The sequence below is a fragment of the Pseudomonas sp. MPB03 genome (genome assembly GCF_046605385.1).
Classification (GTDB): domain Bacteria; phylum Pseudomonadota; class Gammaproteobacteria; order Pseudomonadales; family Pseudomonadaceae; genus Aquipseudomonas; species Aquipseudomonas zanjanensis.
In genome coordinates, this window is sequence record NZ_CP176770.1 from 2,409,066 (window position 1) to 2,426,003 (window position 16,938).

The 16,938-nt window shown below is 60.8% G+C and carries 14 protein-coding genes; 9 read left to right on the top strand and 5 right to left on the bottom strand.

The window, feature by feature from the left end; genetic code table 11:
- The first annotated feature begins 286 nt into the window (after window positions 1–286).
- A complete protein-coding gene (locus ACLH0I_RS10665; RefSeq protein WP_250965768.1) occupies window positions 287–562 on the top strand; it encodes a hypothetical protein in 276 nt (91 codons plus the stop codon).
- A 320-nt stretch (window positions 563–882) separates the two neighbouring features.
- Here the strand turns inward: ACLH0I_RS10665 and ACLH0I_RS10670 are convergent, their stop codons facing one another.
- Complete coding sequence (locus ACLH0I_RS10670) at window positions 883–1,830, bottom strand: LysR substrate-binding domain-containing protein (protein ID WP_411387002.1); 948 nt, start codon at window positions 1,828–1,830, stop codon at window positions 883–885.
- A 182-nt stretch (window positions 1,831–2,012) separates the two neighbouring features.
- Here ACLH0I_RS10670 and ACLH0I_RS10675 point away from each other — a divergent pair, with 182 nt between their 5' ends.
- Together ACLH0I_RS10675 and ACLH0I_RS10680 are read left to right on the top strand one after the other, a co-directional pair.
- Window positions 2,013–3,308: a dicarboxylate/amino acid:cation symporter gene (locus ACLH0I_RS10675; protein WP_411387003.1), complete on the top strand. Its 1,296-nt coding sequence runs from the start codon at window positions 2,013–2,015 to the stop codon at window positions 3,306–3,308.
- A 10-nt stretch (window positions 3,309–3,318) separates the two neighbouring features.
- Entirely contained in the window at window positions 3,319–4,830 is a 1,512-nt protein-coding gene (locus ACLH0I_RS10680; protein ID WP_411387004.1) for an amino acid racemase, read from the top strand.
- Between the two features lie 146 nt (window positions 4,831–4,976).
- On the opposite strand, the gene ACLH0I_RS10685 is transcribed toward ACLH0I_RS10680, so the two are convergent.
- Window positions 4,977–5,894: an AraC family transcriptional regulator gene (locus tag ACLH0I_RS10685; RefSeq protein ID WP_411387005.1), complete on the bottom strand. Its 918-nt coding sequence runs from the start codon at window positions 5,892–5,894 to the stop codon at window positions 4,977–4,979.
- Between the two features lie 309 nt (window positions 5,895–6,203).
- Between ACLH0I_RS10685 and ACLH0I_RS10690 the strand changes: the two genes are divergently transcribed.
- The gene (locus ACLH0I_RS10690; protein WP_411387006.1) at window positions 6,204–7,421 is read left to right on the top strand and encodes an MFS transporter; all 1,218 of its coding nucleotides are present in this window, start codon (window positions 6,204–6,206) and stop codon (window positions 7,419–7,421) included.
- A gap of 131 nt (window positions 7,422–7,552) precedes the next feature.
- Here ACLH0I_RS10690 and ACLH0I_RS10695 read toward each other — a convergent pair whose 3' ends face one another.
- Both ACLH0I_RS10695 and ACLH0I_RS10700 read right to left on the bottom strand, forming a co-directional pair.
- Window positions 7,553–7,711, bottom strand: a complete 159-nt coding sequence (locus ACLH0I_RS10695) for a hypothetical protein (protein WP_411387007.1) — start codon at window positions 7,709–7,711, stop codon at window positions 7,553–7,555.
- Between the two features lie 139 nt (window positions 7,712–7,850).
- A complete protein-coding gene (locus ACLH0I_RS10700) occupies window positions 7,851–8,339 on the bottom strand; it encodes a hypothetical protein (protein ID WP_411387008.1) in 489 nt (162 codons plus the stop codon).
- Between the two features lie 288 nt (window positions 8,340–8,627).
- Between ACLH0I_RS10700 and arsN2 the strand changes: the two genes are divergently transcribed.
- Window positions 8,628–9,059 (top strand): arsenic resistance N-acetyltransferase ArsN2, encoded by a 432-nt coding sequence (gene arsN2, locus ACLH0I_RS10705; protein WP_250965655.1) that lies wholly within the window; start codon window positions 8,628–8,630, stop codon window positions 9,057–9,059.
- Here arsN2 and chrA read toward each other — a convergent pair.
- Complete coding sequence (gene chrA, locus ACLH0I_RS10710; RefSeq protein WP_411387009.1) at window positions 9,056–10,414, bottom strand: chromate efflux transporter; 1,359 nt, start codon at window positions 10,412–10,414, stop codon at window positions 9,056–9,058. The two genes, arsN2 and chrA, sit on opposite strands and share 4 nt — an antisense overlap.
- Before the next feature lie 277 nt (window positions 10,415–10,691).
- On the opposite strand from chrA, the gene ACLH0I_RS10715 reads away from it, so the two are divergent.
- From ACLH0I_RS10715 to ACLH0I_RS10730, 4 genes are all read left to right on the top strand, one after another.
- Window positions 10,692–12,263, top strand: a complete 1,572-nt coding sequence (locus tag ACLH0I_RS10715; protein ID WP_411387010.1) for a sensor domain-containing diguanylate cyclase — start codon at window positions 10,692–10,694, stop codon at window positions 12,261–12,263.
- Between the two features lie 204 nt (window positions 12,264–12,467).
- Window positions 12,468–15,044: an EAL domain-containing protein gene (locus ACLH0I_RS10720; protein ID WP_411387011.1), complete on the top strand. Its 2,577-nt coding sequence runs from the start codon at window positions 12,468–12,470 to the stop codon at window positions 15,042–15,044.
- 70 nt (window positions 15,045–15,114) lie between these two features.
- A complete protein-coding gene (gene xth, locus ACLH0I_RS10725) occupies window positions 15,115–15,909 on the top strand; it encodes an exodeoxyribonuclease III (RefSeq protein WP_411387012.1) in 795 nt (264 codons plus the stop codon).
- A gap of 101 nt (window positions 15,910–16,010) precedes the next feature.
- Window positions 16,011–16,835 (top strand): arylamine N-acetyltransferase family protein, encoded by an 825-nt coding sequence (locus ACLH0I_RS10730; RefSeq protein WP_250965650.1) that lies wholly within the window; start codon window positions 16,011–16,013, stop codon window positions 16,833–16,835.
- Window positions 16,836–16,938 lie beyond the last annotated feature (103 nt).

A 16,938-nucleotide genomic window follows, 5' to 3' on the forward strand; every position in this document is an offset into this window, starting at 1 on the left:
AGGGCGCGCCGGGTTCCTGAGTGCCGGTCTTCCACACCCGCGTACAGCTGCCACCCATCGTGTGGAAGTGATGCTGGCAGATATTTCTCTTACTCAGGAAGTTAGCCAAATGAAAAAGCTCACCCCCAACCCTCCGAAAACCACAACCAATCCAAGGTGGCTTTCGTCTAGCGTCACCCACGAACATCTCCTGCTAAATATCCGAAGCTCGATCCCGGATTCGCTCCCTTTGCCAGCGGCATCCCAATCCGCCACTGACCTCCCATCCCCGCAGGAGTAACCCCTCATGTCCCGCTACATGCCCATCACCGGTATCGAAAACAATTTCCACGCGCTCTTGATCGACACAGAAGCGCCGCTGGACGTGCTGCACGACACCGCCGCTTACCGCATTGCCGCTGTCACCCAGTTACTGGAAAACCTCGCCATGCGTTCCGACATCAGTACGGATGCGGTGGTACTCCATGATTTCGCCCAAGTGCTAGCGATTCCCCTGCGTGACGGGTGTGATTTGCTGGATGTGATTGGGCGGCGGTTGCAGGCGCAGATTTTGGCGTCGTAATGGAAGTGGGTGATCTCTTAAGGTCACCTGCCTGACTCACCATCCTTTGCAGCCAGCGATTTGTGGGAGCGGGCTTGCTCGCGATAGCGGTAGGTCAGTTGGTAGAGAGGTTGGATGTGCTGCCGTCTTCGCGAGCAGGCTCGCTCCCACAGTTTTTTCCGGGGTGTTCACAGACAGTGCGTACACCCTAAATCCACTGTGGGAGCGAGCTTGCTCGCGATAGCGGTGGGTCAGTTGATGAGTGGCTGGATGTGCTGCCGTCATCGCGAGCAAGCTCGCCCCCACAGTAAAACTTGTGAGCAGTGCTTGAGTAACGTTGATCAATTCGCCTCCGTGGGCGCAGAGGGCGCGCTGCCCGGCCGCTGCAACGAAGCCCCTTCCAACGTTTTCCACAGCTTGCGCATCGTCGGGTTGCGATTGGCAAGCGCACAGTACGAGCGAATCTCCAATCGCGTGCTCCATTGTTCGCCACCGGCCCGCACCAACAGCCCGCGCTCCAACTCGTCGGCCACCGCACTCTGCGGCAACCAGGCCACGCCGTAGCCCTCGATGGCCATGCGCATCAGTAGCATCGCCATGTCCGCTTCATAACAGCGCTCCAGCGCGATCGGTTCAGGGCCGTTGTTGATGACGATGTCGGCGACGCGACCGAGGAACGTCGTTGCCGTGTACGCCAGGTAGGGCACCGGTTTGCCGGCGCGGCCGGGCAGGCGGAACAGCGGTTCGCCCTTGCGGTTGGGCGCGCACAGGGGGATGAACGCATCGTGGCCGAGCACCAGGCTGCCGAACCGCTCGGGGTCCAGCAGGATGGGGGCGAGCGAGTGGTGGTAGACCATCATCAAGTCGCAACTGCCTTCCTCCAGTGCAATGACGGCATCATGAATATTGGCGGCCACCACCCGGGCGTTGAACTGTTCGTTGTGTGGCTGGAACTGCGAAAGCCACTTGGGCAGGAAGGTCATCGACAGGCTGTGGCCGGCGGTGATCTGGATCGAGCGTCCGGGCATGCGTTCCACGTCCCGCAGGGTCGAGCGCAACCTCAATAACCCGGCGAGCGCCTCTCGGCTTTCATCGCAGAAGGTGACCCCCGCGGGAGTGAGCTGGACAGGGTAAGTGCCCCGGTCCACCAACTTGACCCCCACCCATTCCTCCAGTGAACGGATACGCCGGGACAAGGCCGATTGCGTCACGCAACGTACCTCGGCCGCGCGGGAGAAGTTTTTCCATTCGCCAATCGCCAGAAGATCGTCCAGCCATTTGAGTTGCATATCGAGAACTCCCGCGGTGAGAGCACGATTTTACTGCGCGATCTCCCGGCATAGCGCGGCCTTTCGCTAACTATTCCAAAAGCGCATGGGGCTAGCTGGATTACTCATCATCCTCTTGAGTCCGCTCCTTAGAATCGATTCTGCCAAGTAAAAAACTCCAAGAACTACTTGAGGACAGCACCGTGAAGAAGAATAAGCTCCCACGTCGTATTGCAATGGGCATTGCCCTGGGCGTGCTGGTCGGTTGGGCGTGTCACCATTTCGCAGGGAGCGAGCAAAGTGCCAAAGAGATCGCCAGTTACTTCTCGATGGTCACGGATATTTTCCTGCGCATGATCAAGATGATCATCGCGCCCCTGGTCTTCGCAACGCTGGTGGGCGGTATCGCCAGCATGGGCAATTCCCGTTCCGTCGGCAGGATCGGGGCGCGGGCGATGGCCTGGTTTGTCACCGCCTCGGTCGTCTCGCTGTTGATCGGAATGGGGCTGGTCAACCTGTTCCAACCCGGTGCCGGGCTGAACATGGACGTGGCCCAGCATGCGGCTGTGGTCGTGCCGGTCAATACCGGTGACTTCAGTCTCAAGGCGTTCATAGGCCACGTGTTTCCCCGCAGCATTGCCGAAGCGATGGCCAACAACGAGATCCTGCAGATCGTGGTGTTTTCGCTGTTCTTCGGCTTTGCATTGGCGGGCGTGAAGCGGGCGGGCCACACCCGGATCACCGACTCCATCGAGGAGTTGGCGAAGGTGATGTTCAAGATCACCGACTACGTGATGGCCTTCGCGCCGATTGGGGTGTTTGCCGCCATCGCCTCGGCCATTACGACTCAGGGGCTTGGGTTGCTGGTGGATTACGGCAAGTTGATTGCCGAGTTTTATTTGGGGATCTTGATCCTTTGGGTGTTGCTGTTCGGTGCTGGCTACCTGTTCCTTGGCCGCTCGGTTTTCCACCTTGGCAAGCTCATTCGCGAACCGATTCTCCTGGCCTTTTCCACTGCCAGCAGCGAGTCCGCCTACCCGAAAACCATCGAGGCGCTGGAGAAGTTTGGCGCGCCAAAACGCGTGTCCAGCTTCGTGCTGCCGTTGGGTTATTCGTTCAACCTCGACGGTTCGATGATGTACCAGGCGTTCGCCATCCTGTTCATCGCCCAGGCCTACAACATCGATTTGAGTTTCACTCAACAAATGCTGATTCTCCTGACGTTGATGATCACCAGCAAGGGCATGGCCGGTGTCGCCCGGGCTTCGGTGGTCGTGGTCGCGGCCACGTTGCCGATGTTCAATCTGCCCGAGGCGGGGTTGCTGTTGATCATCGGCATCGACCAGTTCCTCGACATGGCCCGCACCGCCACCAACGTGGTGGGTAACAGCATTGCCACGGCGGTGGTCGCCAAGTCCGAACCCCCCGAAGAAGCCGACGAGGACGAGGATGTACATGCTCCTATTCGGTCGCGATCCGAGCCGGTGCCGGTGGCTTGAGGAGACATTCATGAAGGCTAAAGCGAAGTCGAGTCGCAAGGTTAGTGTGGTGCGCAAGTTGGGTATCGTTGGCGGGCTTGGGTCACTGGCCGGTGGCGATCTGTTCTACAAGTTGGTCAAGTCCCGGGCGGTGCTCGAGGATCAGGGGCGCTACCATTTCCTGTTCGAGCAGCACCCCTTCAAGGACGTGCTGCTGCCGCTGGACCAGGGCGCGAGCATGACGTCGCGCAAGTTCTATGTGTTCCAAGTGTGCAAGTCGTTCGAGGACAGTGGCTTCGATGCGGTGATGCTTCCGTGCTTCGCCAGCCATACCTTTCGTGCTGAAATCGAGGAGGAACTGGGCATTCCGGTGCTGGACATGATGGCGGCCTTGACCCGGCACGTCCGCCATACGGTGTCGCCCCGGACGACGTTGGGGGTGATCGCCTCCGACTTCGTGCGCCATTGCGGCTTGTTCGAGCGACATTTTGCCAAAGACTTCCAGATTGTTTACCCCGACGCAGACACTCAAGCGAAGTTGATGGAGGCGATGTACGGTCTCAACGGCATCAAGGACGGTCACCTCGAGGGCGCGCCGCTTGAAGCGGTCTACCAGGCGTGCCTGTCGTTGCAGGCCCAGGGGGCGACGGTGATCCTGCCTGGCATGACCGAGCTGTCCCTGGTGTGTGCCGACTTGCAGCGTCGCGGGATTACCGTGCTGGATATCAATGAGATCTACGCCGACTTCGCGACGCTAGACCAGCAGCCCAGGCGCCCACCGTTCAAGCTGGGCATCGTGGGCGGCGTCGGGCCTGCTGCCACGGTGGATTTCATGGCCAAGGTGGTGGCCAACACGCCGGCGGGAAGGGACCAGGACCACATCAAGATGGTGGTCGAGCAAAACCCGCAGATACCGGATCGGACGGCCAGCCTGCTGCGGGACGAGTCCGATCCGACGATGGCGATGTATGCCACCTGCAAACGTCTTGAAAGCGCCGGCGCCAACGCCATCGCGATTCCCTGCAACACCGCCCATGCCTTCGTCGAGCGCATCCAGGCGCACTTGAGGGTGCCCATCGTGAACATGTTGAGCGAGACGGTGGAGTGGATTGCGCGCACCTATGGTTCGGGCCAGGCGATTGGCCTGCTGGCGACGTCCGGTACGGTGCAGAGCCAGGTCTATCACCAGGCGGCGCGCCATGCCGGGCTCCAGGTCCTCACGCCCGGTGTCGATTATCAGGCGATGGTCATGGACGCTATCTACGGACGGCGGGGTATCAAGGCCGGCTTCACGCAAGGCCTTTGCAAGGAGCAGTTGCTACTGGCGACCGAGCATTTGTGTGAGTTGGGCGCGGGCGTGCTGATCCTGGGGTGCACGGAGTTGCCGCTGGTGCTGGGGCATTGCGAGGCGTTCGAGATCAACGGGCATAGGGTGGCGCTTGTTGATCCGACGATGATCCTGGCGTTGAAGTGTGTGGCGTTGGCGCAGGAGGCTGGCAAGCCTAATGTCTTGAACAGCCTGGAGCATGTTGCCGCGATTTGACGGGTGAAAGTTGGCCCTTGTGGCGAGGGAGCTTGCTCCCGCTTGAGTGCGAAGCGCTCACAAAAAAGCGGGCCGCTACGCAGCCCAGCGGGAGCAAGCTCCCTCGCCACAATGGATCAAGCCACAACGGATCAAGCCCGGATTAATCAAACCGCCTTGGTGTGATTGCCTAGCCCGCGCAACGCCGCGATGTCTCGCTTGGGCGGTGCACCAAACAAGCGGGCATATTCGCGGCTGAACTGGGAAGGGCTTTCATAACCCACTTTGAAGGCCGCGCTCGCCACGTCCACGTGCTCGTTGAGCATCAAGCGTTTTGCTTCGTTCAACCGCAGCCACTTCTGGTATTGCAGCGGGCTCATCGCCGTGAGCTGGCGGAAGTGGTGGTGAAACGTCGGCGCGCTCATTTGCACCCGCGCCGCGAGGTCGTCTACGCGCACGGGCTCGGTGTAGTTGAGTTTCAACCAGTCGATGGCCTTGGCGATCCGGTAGCCCTGGCTATCGACCGAGGCGATCTGCCGTAGCCGCGCGGCCTGGTCGCTGAGCAGCAGACGGTAGTGAATCTCGCGCTGGATCAACGGTGCCAGTATGGGGATCGCTTCGGGTTCTTCCAACAACGCCAGCAGGCGTGCGAACGGCGCCAAAAGGTCGGGCGTCACGGTGCCGATGCCCGCGCCAATCCCGACCGCTCGATCACGCGGGGGCGACAGGCTGCCTTGGGCGATCAGGTCGGCCACCATGCGCAAGTCGAGCTTCAGGACCAGACCCAGGCAGGGTTGTTCGGGGCTTGCCTGAAGCACTTCGGAATTGGCCGGGATGTCCAGCGAGGTCATGAGGAATCGCCCGGGGTCGTAGCCATACGCCTCGCCACCGATCCATACCTGCTTCACGCCTTGGGTCACCAGCACGATGCTCGGCTCGATCATGCAAATCACCGGCGGTGCCGGGGCCTCACGTCGGAAGAAGGCGAGGCCGGGGATGGGCGTTTCGACGTCGCCCGGGTGTGGGGTCCAGTCGTCGATGATGGCGGTCAATGTTTCTTGTATGGATCTGCGTTGGGTGGCCATGTCGGCTCCGGGTGTCGTCTCGGCTCAATCGCTATAGGCAGGACATTAACGCGCTAAGCGAAGCGTTGCCTATATGCGCGGGAACAACTCCCAGGATCAGGCAAGAATCTCATCGGTATGCACTACCTGCACATTGATCTGGACGATGAAGATAGCAGGCACGAAATAGGTAAACGCCGCCATTCGAGACGGTGGGAGCGAGCTTGCTCGCGATAGCGGTCTGCCTGGGACGGGAGGGTGAATGTGCCGTCGTCATCGCGAGCAAGCTCGCTCCCACAGGTTCATCAAGAAATACAGGATTGTCATTCAATGAGCGATAAATCATTGCCACAAGACCCGCCCGCCTGGGGCGCGGTATTTGCCATGGCCCTCGCCGCGTTCGTGCTGGTGGCTTCGGAGTTCATGCCGGTCAGCTTGCTGACGCCGGTGGCGGCGGATCTTCAGGTCAGCGAAGGGCAGGCCGGTCAAGGCATTGCCGTCTCTGGCGCCTTTGCCCTGGTCACCAGCCTCTTCATCGCCTCGATTGCCGCCCGGGTCGACCGCAAATGGCTCCTGCTGGGGCTGACCTTGCTGATGATCGTTTCAGGTACCGTGGTGGCGTTCGCGCCAAACTACGCGGTATTCATGGTCGGACGTGCGTTGATCGGCGTGGCGATTGGCGGCTTCTGGTCGTTGTCGGCGGCCACGGCCATGCGGCTCGTGCCGGAAGATAACGTCCCGCAAGCGCTGGCCATCGTCAACGGCGGCAACGCCTTGGCGACGGTGGTCGCGGCGCCGCTGGGCAGTTTCCTCGGGGCGATTATTGGCTGGCGTGGCGCGTTTTTCTGCATCGTGCCTGTTGCTGGCATCGCCCTGGTCTGGCTGCTGTTACGCCTGCCCGCCATGCCTACGCAGGGGAAGCGGGGCAGTACCAACGCCTTCAAGTTGATGGCCCGGACACCGGTCGCGCTGGGGATGCTGGCGGTCAGCACGTTTTTCATGGGCCAGTTCATGCTGTTCACCTACCTGCGACCGTTCCTCGAGTCGGTGACACAAGTGAGCGTATCCACGCTGTCCTTCATGCTGCTGGTGATCGGTGTGGCGGGGCTGCTGGGCACTTTCCTGATCGGCGCCTGCTTGAAAAACAACCTCTATCGGACGCTCATCGTCATTCCTCTGCTGATGGCCGCGATTGCCATTGCCCTGGTGGGGTTCGGCGGGTCGGTGACGGTCACGACCCTCTTGCTCGGCCTTTGGGGCCTGGCGGCCACGGCTGCGCCCGTCGGCTGGTGGACCTGGCTTTCGCGAACGCTGCCGGAAGATGCCGAAGCGGGCGGCGGCCTGATGGTGGCGATCGTCCAACTTGCCATCGCCGGGGGCGCGACCGTGGGTGGCGTTCTGTTTGATCTGAGTGGCTATCGCGCGACGTTCGAAACCAGTGCGGCCGTGTTGGGGATGGCCGCTGTGCTGACGGTGCTGGCTGCTCGTTCAGCGGTCCGAGAGCCTTCATCGATTTCGGATACGGCCTCTTATGGCGCGGCGGATTGAGGCCAGTCCTGTAAGCCAGGAGAGGGTGACCGTTGGGCGCCTGAGCTTGGTGGCACATTGATGGCTTGTTATGCTCGGGGTCTGTTTATCCAGCATGTTGGTTGATTGTGACTACCGAGCGAATTTCCCAATTAGAACAAGCCCTGATGGCTGTGATCGCTGCTGCCGGGAAGATGGGCATCAGCAGCGATGAATTGTGCGCACACGCCGTGGGCGGGCTGATATCCGATCCGTACTGGAGTTGGGCGGATGCCCGGTACGCCCAAGGCGCGGTGGACGAAATCGACCATGCCTTGAACGCTCTTGTAGGAAGGCCGGCGATGGAACTGACGCTACCAGTGCCCGGGGCAGATCCAACACGCGAATCTGCGCCGCAGGGCTAGTTCATCCCCCATGAAAAAGGGCGACCTCAAGAGTCGCCCATTTGCGTTAAAGGCCGAGGCCTTCTTCTATCAGCGAGAGCAAGGCGTCTTCGTCCAGAATGATAGGATCAGGACGCGGTTGCCCGGCCGATCGCAGGGCTTGGATATGCCAAAGCGATTCGCCATGCTCGCCGAGCGAGCGCACGATGCAGTGTTCCTGCCCCTTCATATGGACTTCAATGCAGCCCTCGCCCTGGGGCGAAAAACGCGCAATCGGGTCGAATGAAATGCGGCGATGATTGCCTTCGATCACCAGTTGATCGATCGCGTAGTTGTACGTCGAACCGCTGGAATGACTTTCAAATACGTGGGTGGGATTGCGCCGGATATCCAGGCCGGCCTCGCACACGGGCGCCAGCCAGATTTCGATCTGGCGATACAGTTCGTAGACCTGGGCGGGCCAGTGCTCGATCGCCAGGTCGGCACAGTTGTCGGTATCCGCGCGGGTCTGCTGGGTTTTCCTTAGTTTGGCCGCTAGCTCGTCTGCCTTGCTCATGTCGATTCCCTGTCGTGATGATAGGTTGAGCTTAGCTGATGGGCTGGGGTGTTCGTTTGCGCTGGGTCATGAGGTGGTGGGTTGCCGGAAGGTGGTGGTGACGGTAGCTGCTTAGCGTGGACGAGTTCGTCCATCTGTTGCACGCTTTCCATCAGCTCATCGAAAAAAATGCTCACGGTTATCTCCAGTGCCTGACGGTGGGACATGTTATTGGAATTCCATCCTCCTATTCACCCTGTCGGTTGGCCAAATTAGAGGATAACCAATAAATAGGAGCGAGCCCAAGCCATGCGTATGACAGCTCTAAGCAATAACCATCTGGAACCACTGCGCGATGCGCTTAGCTTGGCCGGCCTACCCGTGGACGACCTGACGTATCCTGGCCGACAGTTCTTCAGCTTCAGCCACCAAGGCGTTGAAGTGGCGTTTGCCGGCATAGAAGGAGAGGGGGCCGAGCGGTTGCTGCGCTCGCTGGTTGTGCTTGAGGGACTGCGAGGCAAGGGCACTGGTGCGGCGGTGCTGGCCGCTATTGAAGCGTTTGCAAAACGCGAGGGGGCAGACCGGCTTCACCTGCTGACCGAGAGCGCCGCCGCGTTTTTTACCGGCCAGGGCTATCAGCCGGGGGACCGCTCGCTGGCGCCCGCTTCGATCAGCGCAACGGCCCAGTTCAAGACCTTGTGCCCGGCTTCGGCGACGTACCTGAGCAAGCGCCTCGTCTAGCGCAGCAAATGCACCGCCAGCCCGGCCAGGCCGCACGCCAGCAAGACCTGGATCACCCCGCGCTTGTAGCGAAACAGCGCCACGGCCGCGGCAATTGCAATGATTGCCGATGGCCAGTCCAGGGCCCCTGCAAAACCGTTGGGCCAGAGCACGTGGTAACCGAAGAAGCACGCCAGGTTAAGGATCACTCCGACCACCGCTGCGGTAATCGCCGTCAGCGGCGCGGTGAATTTCAATGCGTTGTGGGTCGATTCCACCAGCGGGCCGCCGGCCAGGATGAACAGGAACGAGGGCAGGAAGGTGAACCAGGTCACCAGCGTGGCCGCGACGGCCCCGGCGAGAAAGGCCTGTTCGGGGCCGAACACCTGCATCACGTAGCCGCCGACGAAACCGACGAAGGCCACGACCATGATCAGCGGCCCAGGGGTGGTTTCGCCCAGGGCCAGGCCGTCGATCATTTGTGTCGGGGTCAGCCAGCCGAAGTGTCCGACGGCGCCTTGGTAGACGTAGGGCAAAACCGCATAGGCGCCACCGAAGGTCAACAATGCGGCCTTGGTAAAGAACCAGGCCATTTGCGTCAATGTGCCGTCCCAGCCAAACAACACGGTCAGCAGGCCCATTGGCACGACCCACAACAGCGCGCCGACGACGACCAGCCGGGCCAACCTGGTAGCGCTGAACCGGGCGTGGTCCGGGGTTGGCGTGTCGTCGTCGATCAAGGCGGGGCCGAAGGACTTGTGCTGGGTAGCGTGGCCGCCCAGGCTGAATTTATCCGGTGCCCAGCGACCGCCGAAATAACCAACGGCAGCCGCACCCAGTACGATCAACGGGAAGGGGAGATCAAAGGCAAAGATCGCCGTGAACGATGCCGCCGCGATCGCCCACAGCCAATTGTTCTTGAGCGCGCGGGAGCCGATCCGGTGGGCGGCATGCACCACGATGGCCGTCACGGCCGGCTTGATGCCATAGAAAATACCTGCCACCACCGGCACTTCACCGAAGGCGATGTACAACCACGACAACGCGATGAGAATGAACAGTGAAGGCAGTACGAACAACGCCCCGGCGACCACGCCACCCCAACTTCGGTGCATCAACCAGCCCAGGTAGGTCGCCAGTTGCTGGGCTTCGGGCCCCGGCAGCAACATGCAGTAATTGAGGGCATGCAGGAAGCGCCGTTCGGAAATCCAGCGCCGACGTTCCACCAGTTCCTGGTGCATGATCGAGATCTGCCCCGCAGGGCCGCCGAAACTGATGAAGCCCAGTTTGAGCCAGAACCAGAAAGCCTCCCGCAGGCTGACGGCGTCGGGTTGGGTCAGGGGCTGTTCGTCATTGGTTCGGGTCGATTTGCTCATGGGCAGCGGGGCACTTAAAAGTCGAAGGCGCCCATACGTTATGGGGCGTTACGCGATTTAGATAGCCCCCAGGAAGGTTTGCTTGTAGACACGGGTACTTCTTCATTCAGGAATGCGCATTTCAGTTAGCTGACGGGCGGTGTTTTGGATCCACTCAAGCCACCCATCGGCTCAGTTACACAGGCAAATTGCCGCCTCACAAGCGGTAGGCTAAGCTCACGAATATTAAGGGTTATGGGCGAATTTGCTCATGCTTTTACCCTCTCCAGGAACTCGCTTGCCTATCTCCATTTACGACCCTTTCCATACCCCTGCCGGCGCCCTGAAACGCCTGCCGTTGCTCAAGGCCGCGGTGACGTTTATCGCGGCGGTGTGCCTGTGCCTGTGCGGTTTGCTTTTCCTGCAGTTGGAGCAGTCCCGTCGCCACGACCTGGAGTCGGCCCGCATCGCCTCGGCCACCCTTACCCGGGCCATGGCCCAGCAGGCCCAGGACACCTTCCTCCAGGCCGATCTGGTTTTGGCCAGCCTGGCGGACTGGATCCAGATCGATGGGTTCGGCCCTGCGGTATTGCCACGCTTGCAACAAACCCTCGCCCGCCGCGTGCAATCGCTCGAGCAGTTGCATGGGCTGTTCCTGTTCGACAAGCACGGTCAGTGGATCACCACCTCCTTCGACTACCTGCACAGGGGGGCAGGGGTGGCGGATCGAGAGTATTTCGCTTTCCATCAACAGAATGCTTCCCTGATCGCCCATATCGGCCCGGCGGTCCGCAGTCGGCAAAACGGCGACTGGATCATTCCGGTTTCCCGGCGCCTGAATGATAAAGACGGCAACTTCCAGGGCGTGTTGATGGCCGGCATCAAGATGTCCTATTTCGACCGGTTCTTTAAAAGCTTCAGCCTGGATGAGCAAGGCGAGATGGCCCTGGCTTTGTCTGACGGGACACTGTTGGCCCGTCGCCCCTTCGATGAGGCGCGGATCGGCCGCCCATTGGACGAGGAGCATATCTACAACCATGCCCTGACCGGCGGGATGTCTGGCGATGCGACCATCCGCTCAGCCATCGACGGCGTCATCCGGTTGTATGGGCACCAACATTTGCAGGCTTATCCGCTGGTGGTCACCGCCGCGATGTCCGAAGAATCGATTCTCGCGGGCTGGCATGACCGGGCTTTCCAATCCAGCCTCATCGTGGGCTTGGTGGTCCTGGGCATCTGCTTGTTCGGCTGGGTATTCGTGCGCCAGGTCCGCAACAGCGAAAAGATCGAAGCGGATTTGCGCAAGGCCCAGGAAGCCTTGGCACTGATTGCTACTCACGACAGCCTCACCGGGCTGGCGAACCGGCGGTTGTTCGAGCGGGCCCTGGATATCGAGTTCGGCCGGGGCGCCCGTCAGCGCAGCCCCTTGAGCCTGATCATGCTCGACATCGATTTTTTCAAGCACTACAACGACGCCTATGGGCACGTGGCCGGGGATCATTGCCTGGCGGAAGTCGCCAAGGTGCTCAAGAGTTGTTGCCATCGCAAGGCCGACCTGGCGGTAAGGTATGGCGGCGAAGAGTTTGCCGTGCTGTTGCCTGACACCAATCTTTCGGGGGCCATGGCGTTGGCCGAGCAAATCCGGCGCACTGTCATCGACAAGCACATCACCCATTCCGGCTCCCCGACCGGCTACCTCACGGTGAGCCTGGGCTGTTATGCCTTTGTGCCCAGCAGCCTGGACAGCATCGAAGTCTTCATCCAGCGCGCCGATGCGGCGCTTTACCAGGCCAAGCACAGCGGCCGCAACCGGGTGGCGGTGTTATCGACCGAAGGCGGGTTCGACAGCTTGGCGCGCTCGGATCGTTGAGATCGGTTGGAATCATCGGCAGCCTGCCACGGTCAACTATTCAGGCATCGCGCGGGCGGGTCTCCAGCAGCGTGTAGGCTCTTTCGCAAAACATCGTGGGCTCGCCAACGGATCGAGCAGTGGCTGCTAAGGTTACGAACGACTGGCCCCGGTCCTCATTTTTCCAGGCACCGAGGCCAGCGTTGACAGGATAGGAGCAGGTCAATGGATTCCACTGCCGATACCCCTTCAGGCACCGCACGTCACACCCCCATTACTCGTCGCCTGGTCGTGGCCGTCGCGGGACTGTTTGTCCTGGGCGTCCTGGTGGCGATCGCTGCGCTGTTCAACATCGCGCAAAAGCTGGACGCGGAGGACGTGCGCAAGACGCATTTCTATATCGAGCGCGCCCTCGAGAATCGCATCACCGCATCGAAAAACTACATTGCCAGTTATGCCTATTGGACCACGGCTTATGACCACCTCAACGGTGAAGTCAATGTGCAGTGGGCCTACGCCGAACAGAACATGGGCAAGACCCTGTTTACCAATGACGAATACGAAGGCGTGTTTGTCATCGATCGGCAACGCACCAAATATGCCGTGGTGCGTGGACGCAATGTCCAGGATGACGCCTCGGTTTATATGGACACTCCGCTGGCCGAGCTGGTGGAGCAACTCCAGGCACAGCCCGATCTGACGATGTCGACGATCCGCTACACATTGTTCGAGGGCTGGCCGGCCGTCGTCACGGCGTCGGTGATCCTGCCCAACGACGAAAGGCCCCAGGTCGAGGCCAAAGGAACCTCGGTGTTGCTGTTCGTCGACCAACTGACCCCCGTCAAGCTGCGCAAGATGGGCAAGAGTTATGGCCTCACCGACTTGAATCTCAAGAAAGACACCGAGCTCGAGCCCGGCCAGCCGGCCGTGCCGCTGGACAGTACCGGCTACAGCCTGGTGTCCCGACTCGAGCGTCCGGGCCAGCAATTGCTCTGGTCCCTGGTGCCGCCATTGGGGGCCGCGCTGTTGATCCTGGCCCTGCTGACCGCTTACTTCTTTCGTTATGCGTTGCGCACGGCACGGCATGTGGACGCCAGTTACGACAGCCTGGAAAGGTCCGCGCACGCCCTTGAGGCCAGCGAGGAGCGCTTCCGGGCCGTGGCCGAGGCGGCTTCCGACTGGATCTGGGAAATCGACGGTCAGCAGCGCATCACGTATCTGTCGGCGCGTTTCAATACGGTTACCGGGTTTTCCGACCAGCAATGGCTGGGGCAGGACATCGAGCAACTGCTGTATTGCGACACCACGCCAATCGCCCTTTGGCTGGGCAAGCTGACGGAGGAGCAGAGCACCAGCAACTTGCGCTGCTCCTACCGCGATCATTCCGGGCAATTGCGTTTCTGTCGCGTGTCGGCACGCCCGATCTACACCAAGACCGAAGTGGTGGGCTATCGCGGTACGGCCAGTGACATCACCGATGAAGTGGCGGCCCATGCCCAGGTCCAGCATCTGTCGATGCACGATGCGCTGACCGGCTTGCCGAACCGCAACAAGCTGGCGCGGTACCTGGATGATGCGCTGGTGGCCAAGGAACATGCCGCCCCCCTGACGTTGTTGATGGTGGACTTGGACAACTTCAAACCGATCAACGATTCCCTTGGCCACCCGGCCGGCGACGCGGTGTTGCTGGAAGTGGCTCAGCGGCTGCGCGACAGCACCCGCGAGCAAGACCTGGTGGCGCGGCTGGGGGGCGACGAGTTCGTGGTGGTGCTCAACGGCATGGAGCACACCACGGAAATCGATCGATTCTGTGAGCGGTTGATCGACAGCTTGCAGCAACCGATTCTCTACGAAACCCATTCGCTGCACATCGGTGCCAGCATCGGTATCGCCGTCAGTCGCCGTCAGGGTTACGTGCCCGGTGAACTGATCCGCTGCGCCGACATTGCCTTGTACCAGGCCAAGTCCGAGGGCAAGAAAACCTGGTGCTATTTCGCCTCGCAAATGAACGATCAGATCCAGCACCGTCGCCAACTGGAAAGCGACCTGCGGCAGGCCGTGAAGAAAAATGAATTCGTCCTGCATTTCCAGCCGCGCTACACCGTCGATGGTCGGGAGATCGTGGCGGTCGAGGCATTGGTTCGCTGGCAGCATCCGACGCAAGGCTTGTTGGGCCCCGATGCCTTTATTCCGTTGGCCGAGCAAACCGACCTGATTGTCCCGCTGTCTCGTTGGGTGTTGCGTGAGGCCTGCGAAACCGCACTGACCTGGCCGGGGGAATTGATGGTGTCGGTCAACCTGTCGCCAGCGCAGTTCGAGCGCAGCGACGTGGTGGAGGATGTGCGACAGGTGTTGATCGAAACCCGTTTCCCGGCGAGTCGCCTGGAGCTCGAAATCACTGAAAACGTGATGCTCAACGACGTCGATGGCGCCCTGCAGGTCATGAATGCCCTGAAGGAACTGGGCGTGCGCTTGAACATGGATGACTTCGGTACTGGTTACTCGTCCTTGGGTTACCTGCGCACCTATCCATTCGACGGCATCAAGATCGACAAGCGTTTCATCGCCTCCATGAGCAACAGCAGCAACGACCGCGCCGTGGTGCAGGCGATCATCAACCTGGGCAAGGCCATGGGGCTGACGGTCACTGCCGAAGGCGTGGAAACCCTGGCCCAGCTCGGTTCATTGGGCTCGGACCAATGCCACGAGGTACAAGGCTATTTCCTCAGCCGACCGATCGATAAACAGGCCTTTGCACAGTTGCTGGAGAACGGTCGGGCCTTACCGAAAACCGGCTCTTGAAGACTCGTTGCAACCACCGCGACGGGTTGACGGTCACAGCCAGTAACGTGGCATTTCGAGTAAGGGGCCTATGAAAAAACTGCGGATCGCAACCTTCAACATCAATGGCATCCGGGCCCGTCTGCCCAACCTGCTGGAATGGCTGGAGCGGGAGAAACCCGACATTGCCTGTTTGCAGGAGCTCAAGGCGGCGGACAAGGATTTCCCGGCGGCGGAGCTGGAGTCGGTGGGGTATGGGGCGATCTGGCACGGGCAGGCGTCGTGGAACGGTGTCGCGATCCTGGCCCGCGGTGCGCAGCCATTGGAGAGCCGCCGAGGCTTGCCCGGCGGGGACGACGACAGTCACAGTCGCTATCTGGAGGCGGCGGTGCATGGCGTGCTGGTAGGGTGCCTTTACTTGCCCAACGGCAATCCGCAACCGGGTCCCAAGTTTGACTACAAGCTGGCCTGGTTCGAACGGCTGATCGACTATGCCCAAGGGTTGCAGGCCAGTGATCATCCCGTAGTGCTGGCCGGTGACTACAATGTGGTGCCCACCGACATGGACATCTACAACCCGCGCTCCTGGCTCAAGGATGCGCTGTTGCAGCCCGAAAGCCGGGAATGCTACCAGCGCTTGTTGGACCAGGGCTGGACCGATTCGCTGCGCCACCTGTATCCGGAGGAGCGGATCTACACCTTCTGGGATTATTTTCGCCAACACTGGCAAAAGAACTCGGGGCTGCGCATCGATCACCTGTTGCTCAACCCGGCCGCCAGCGCCTACCTGAGCGAGGCGGGCGTGGACGCCTGGGTCCGGAACCAGCCCCACCCCAGCGACCATGCACCCACCTGGATCCGGCTGGCTTCGCGTAAACGGCGCTGACCGGGGGCGATTGTTGTCTCTGTGAGGGGAATGCCTTATACCTGGCGCCCAATAGCAGTGCGCTTGTGAGCGCTGCGCCGACCCCGGAAAAGGACACCCTCATGAGTCATCCCCAACTGAGCGATACGGCTCGCTATCTGCGGCGCCTGGGTTTCGACGCACCACCGGCGCCGACCCTCGACACCTTGCGTCAGCTGCAATGGCGCCATACCGCTGAATTCCCCTTTGAAACCCTGTCGACGTTGCTGCGTCAGCCCGTGCCCATCGACCTTGAATCGGTCGAGCGCAAGGTTTTCGAAGAGGGGCGCGGTGGCTATTGCTATGAACTCAACCAGCTGTTCCTGGCGCTGTTGCAAGCACTGGGTTACGACGCTCACGGCATCACCGGGCGCGTGGTGATGAATGCGCCTGAGGGCGCCTGGACCGCCCGGACCCATCGGCTGAGCCTGGTGACGATCGAGGGTGTGCGCTACATCACCGACGTCGGCTTTGGCGGCATGGTGCCCACCGCGCCGCTGTTGCTCGATAGTCGTGAGACCCAGGTCACGCCCCATGAGCCGTACCGCATCGAGACCCACGCGGACGGTTACTTGTTGCGCGCCAACGTCGCCGACGAATGGCGACCGATGTACCTGTTCGACCTGCAGCGCCAGGAAGACATCGACTACACCGTCGGCAATTGGTACGTCTGCAATCACCCTGAGTCGCCGTTCATGGGCCGGTTGATGGTGGCCCGCACCGGCGACGGGTTGCGCAAGACCCTCAACGGCAACAGCTATGCCGTACACCGGATAGGGCAGGAGAGTGAACGGCGCGTGATCCTTGATGCCGATGAGTTGATCGATTTGCTGGAGCAGGAATTCAGCCTGCGCGTACCGCCGCGCGAGCTGTTGCGGCCCGCAGTGGTGGGGTTGCTGCAGTCATAAAAAGCGCTGGGTCGGGGCGCTGTTCCTGATGGGCATGCAACAAGTTGTATACAACTCTATGGACATTTGTCCTGAGTTTTGAATACAGTGTGCCCATAACAAA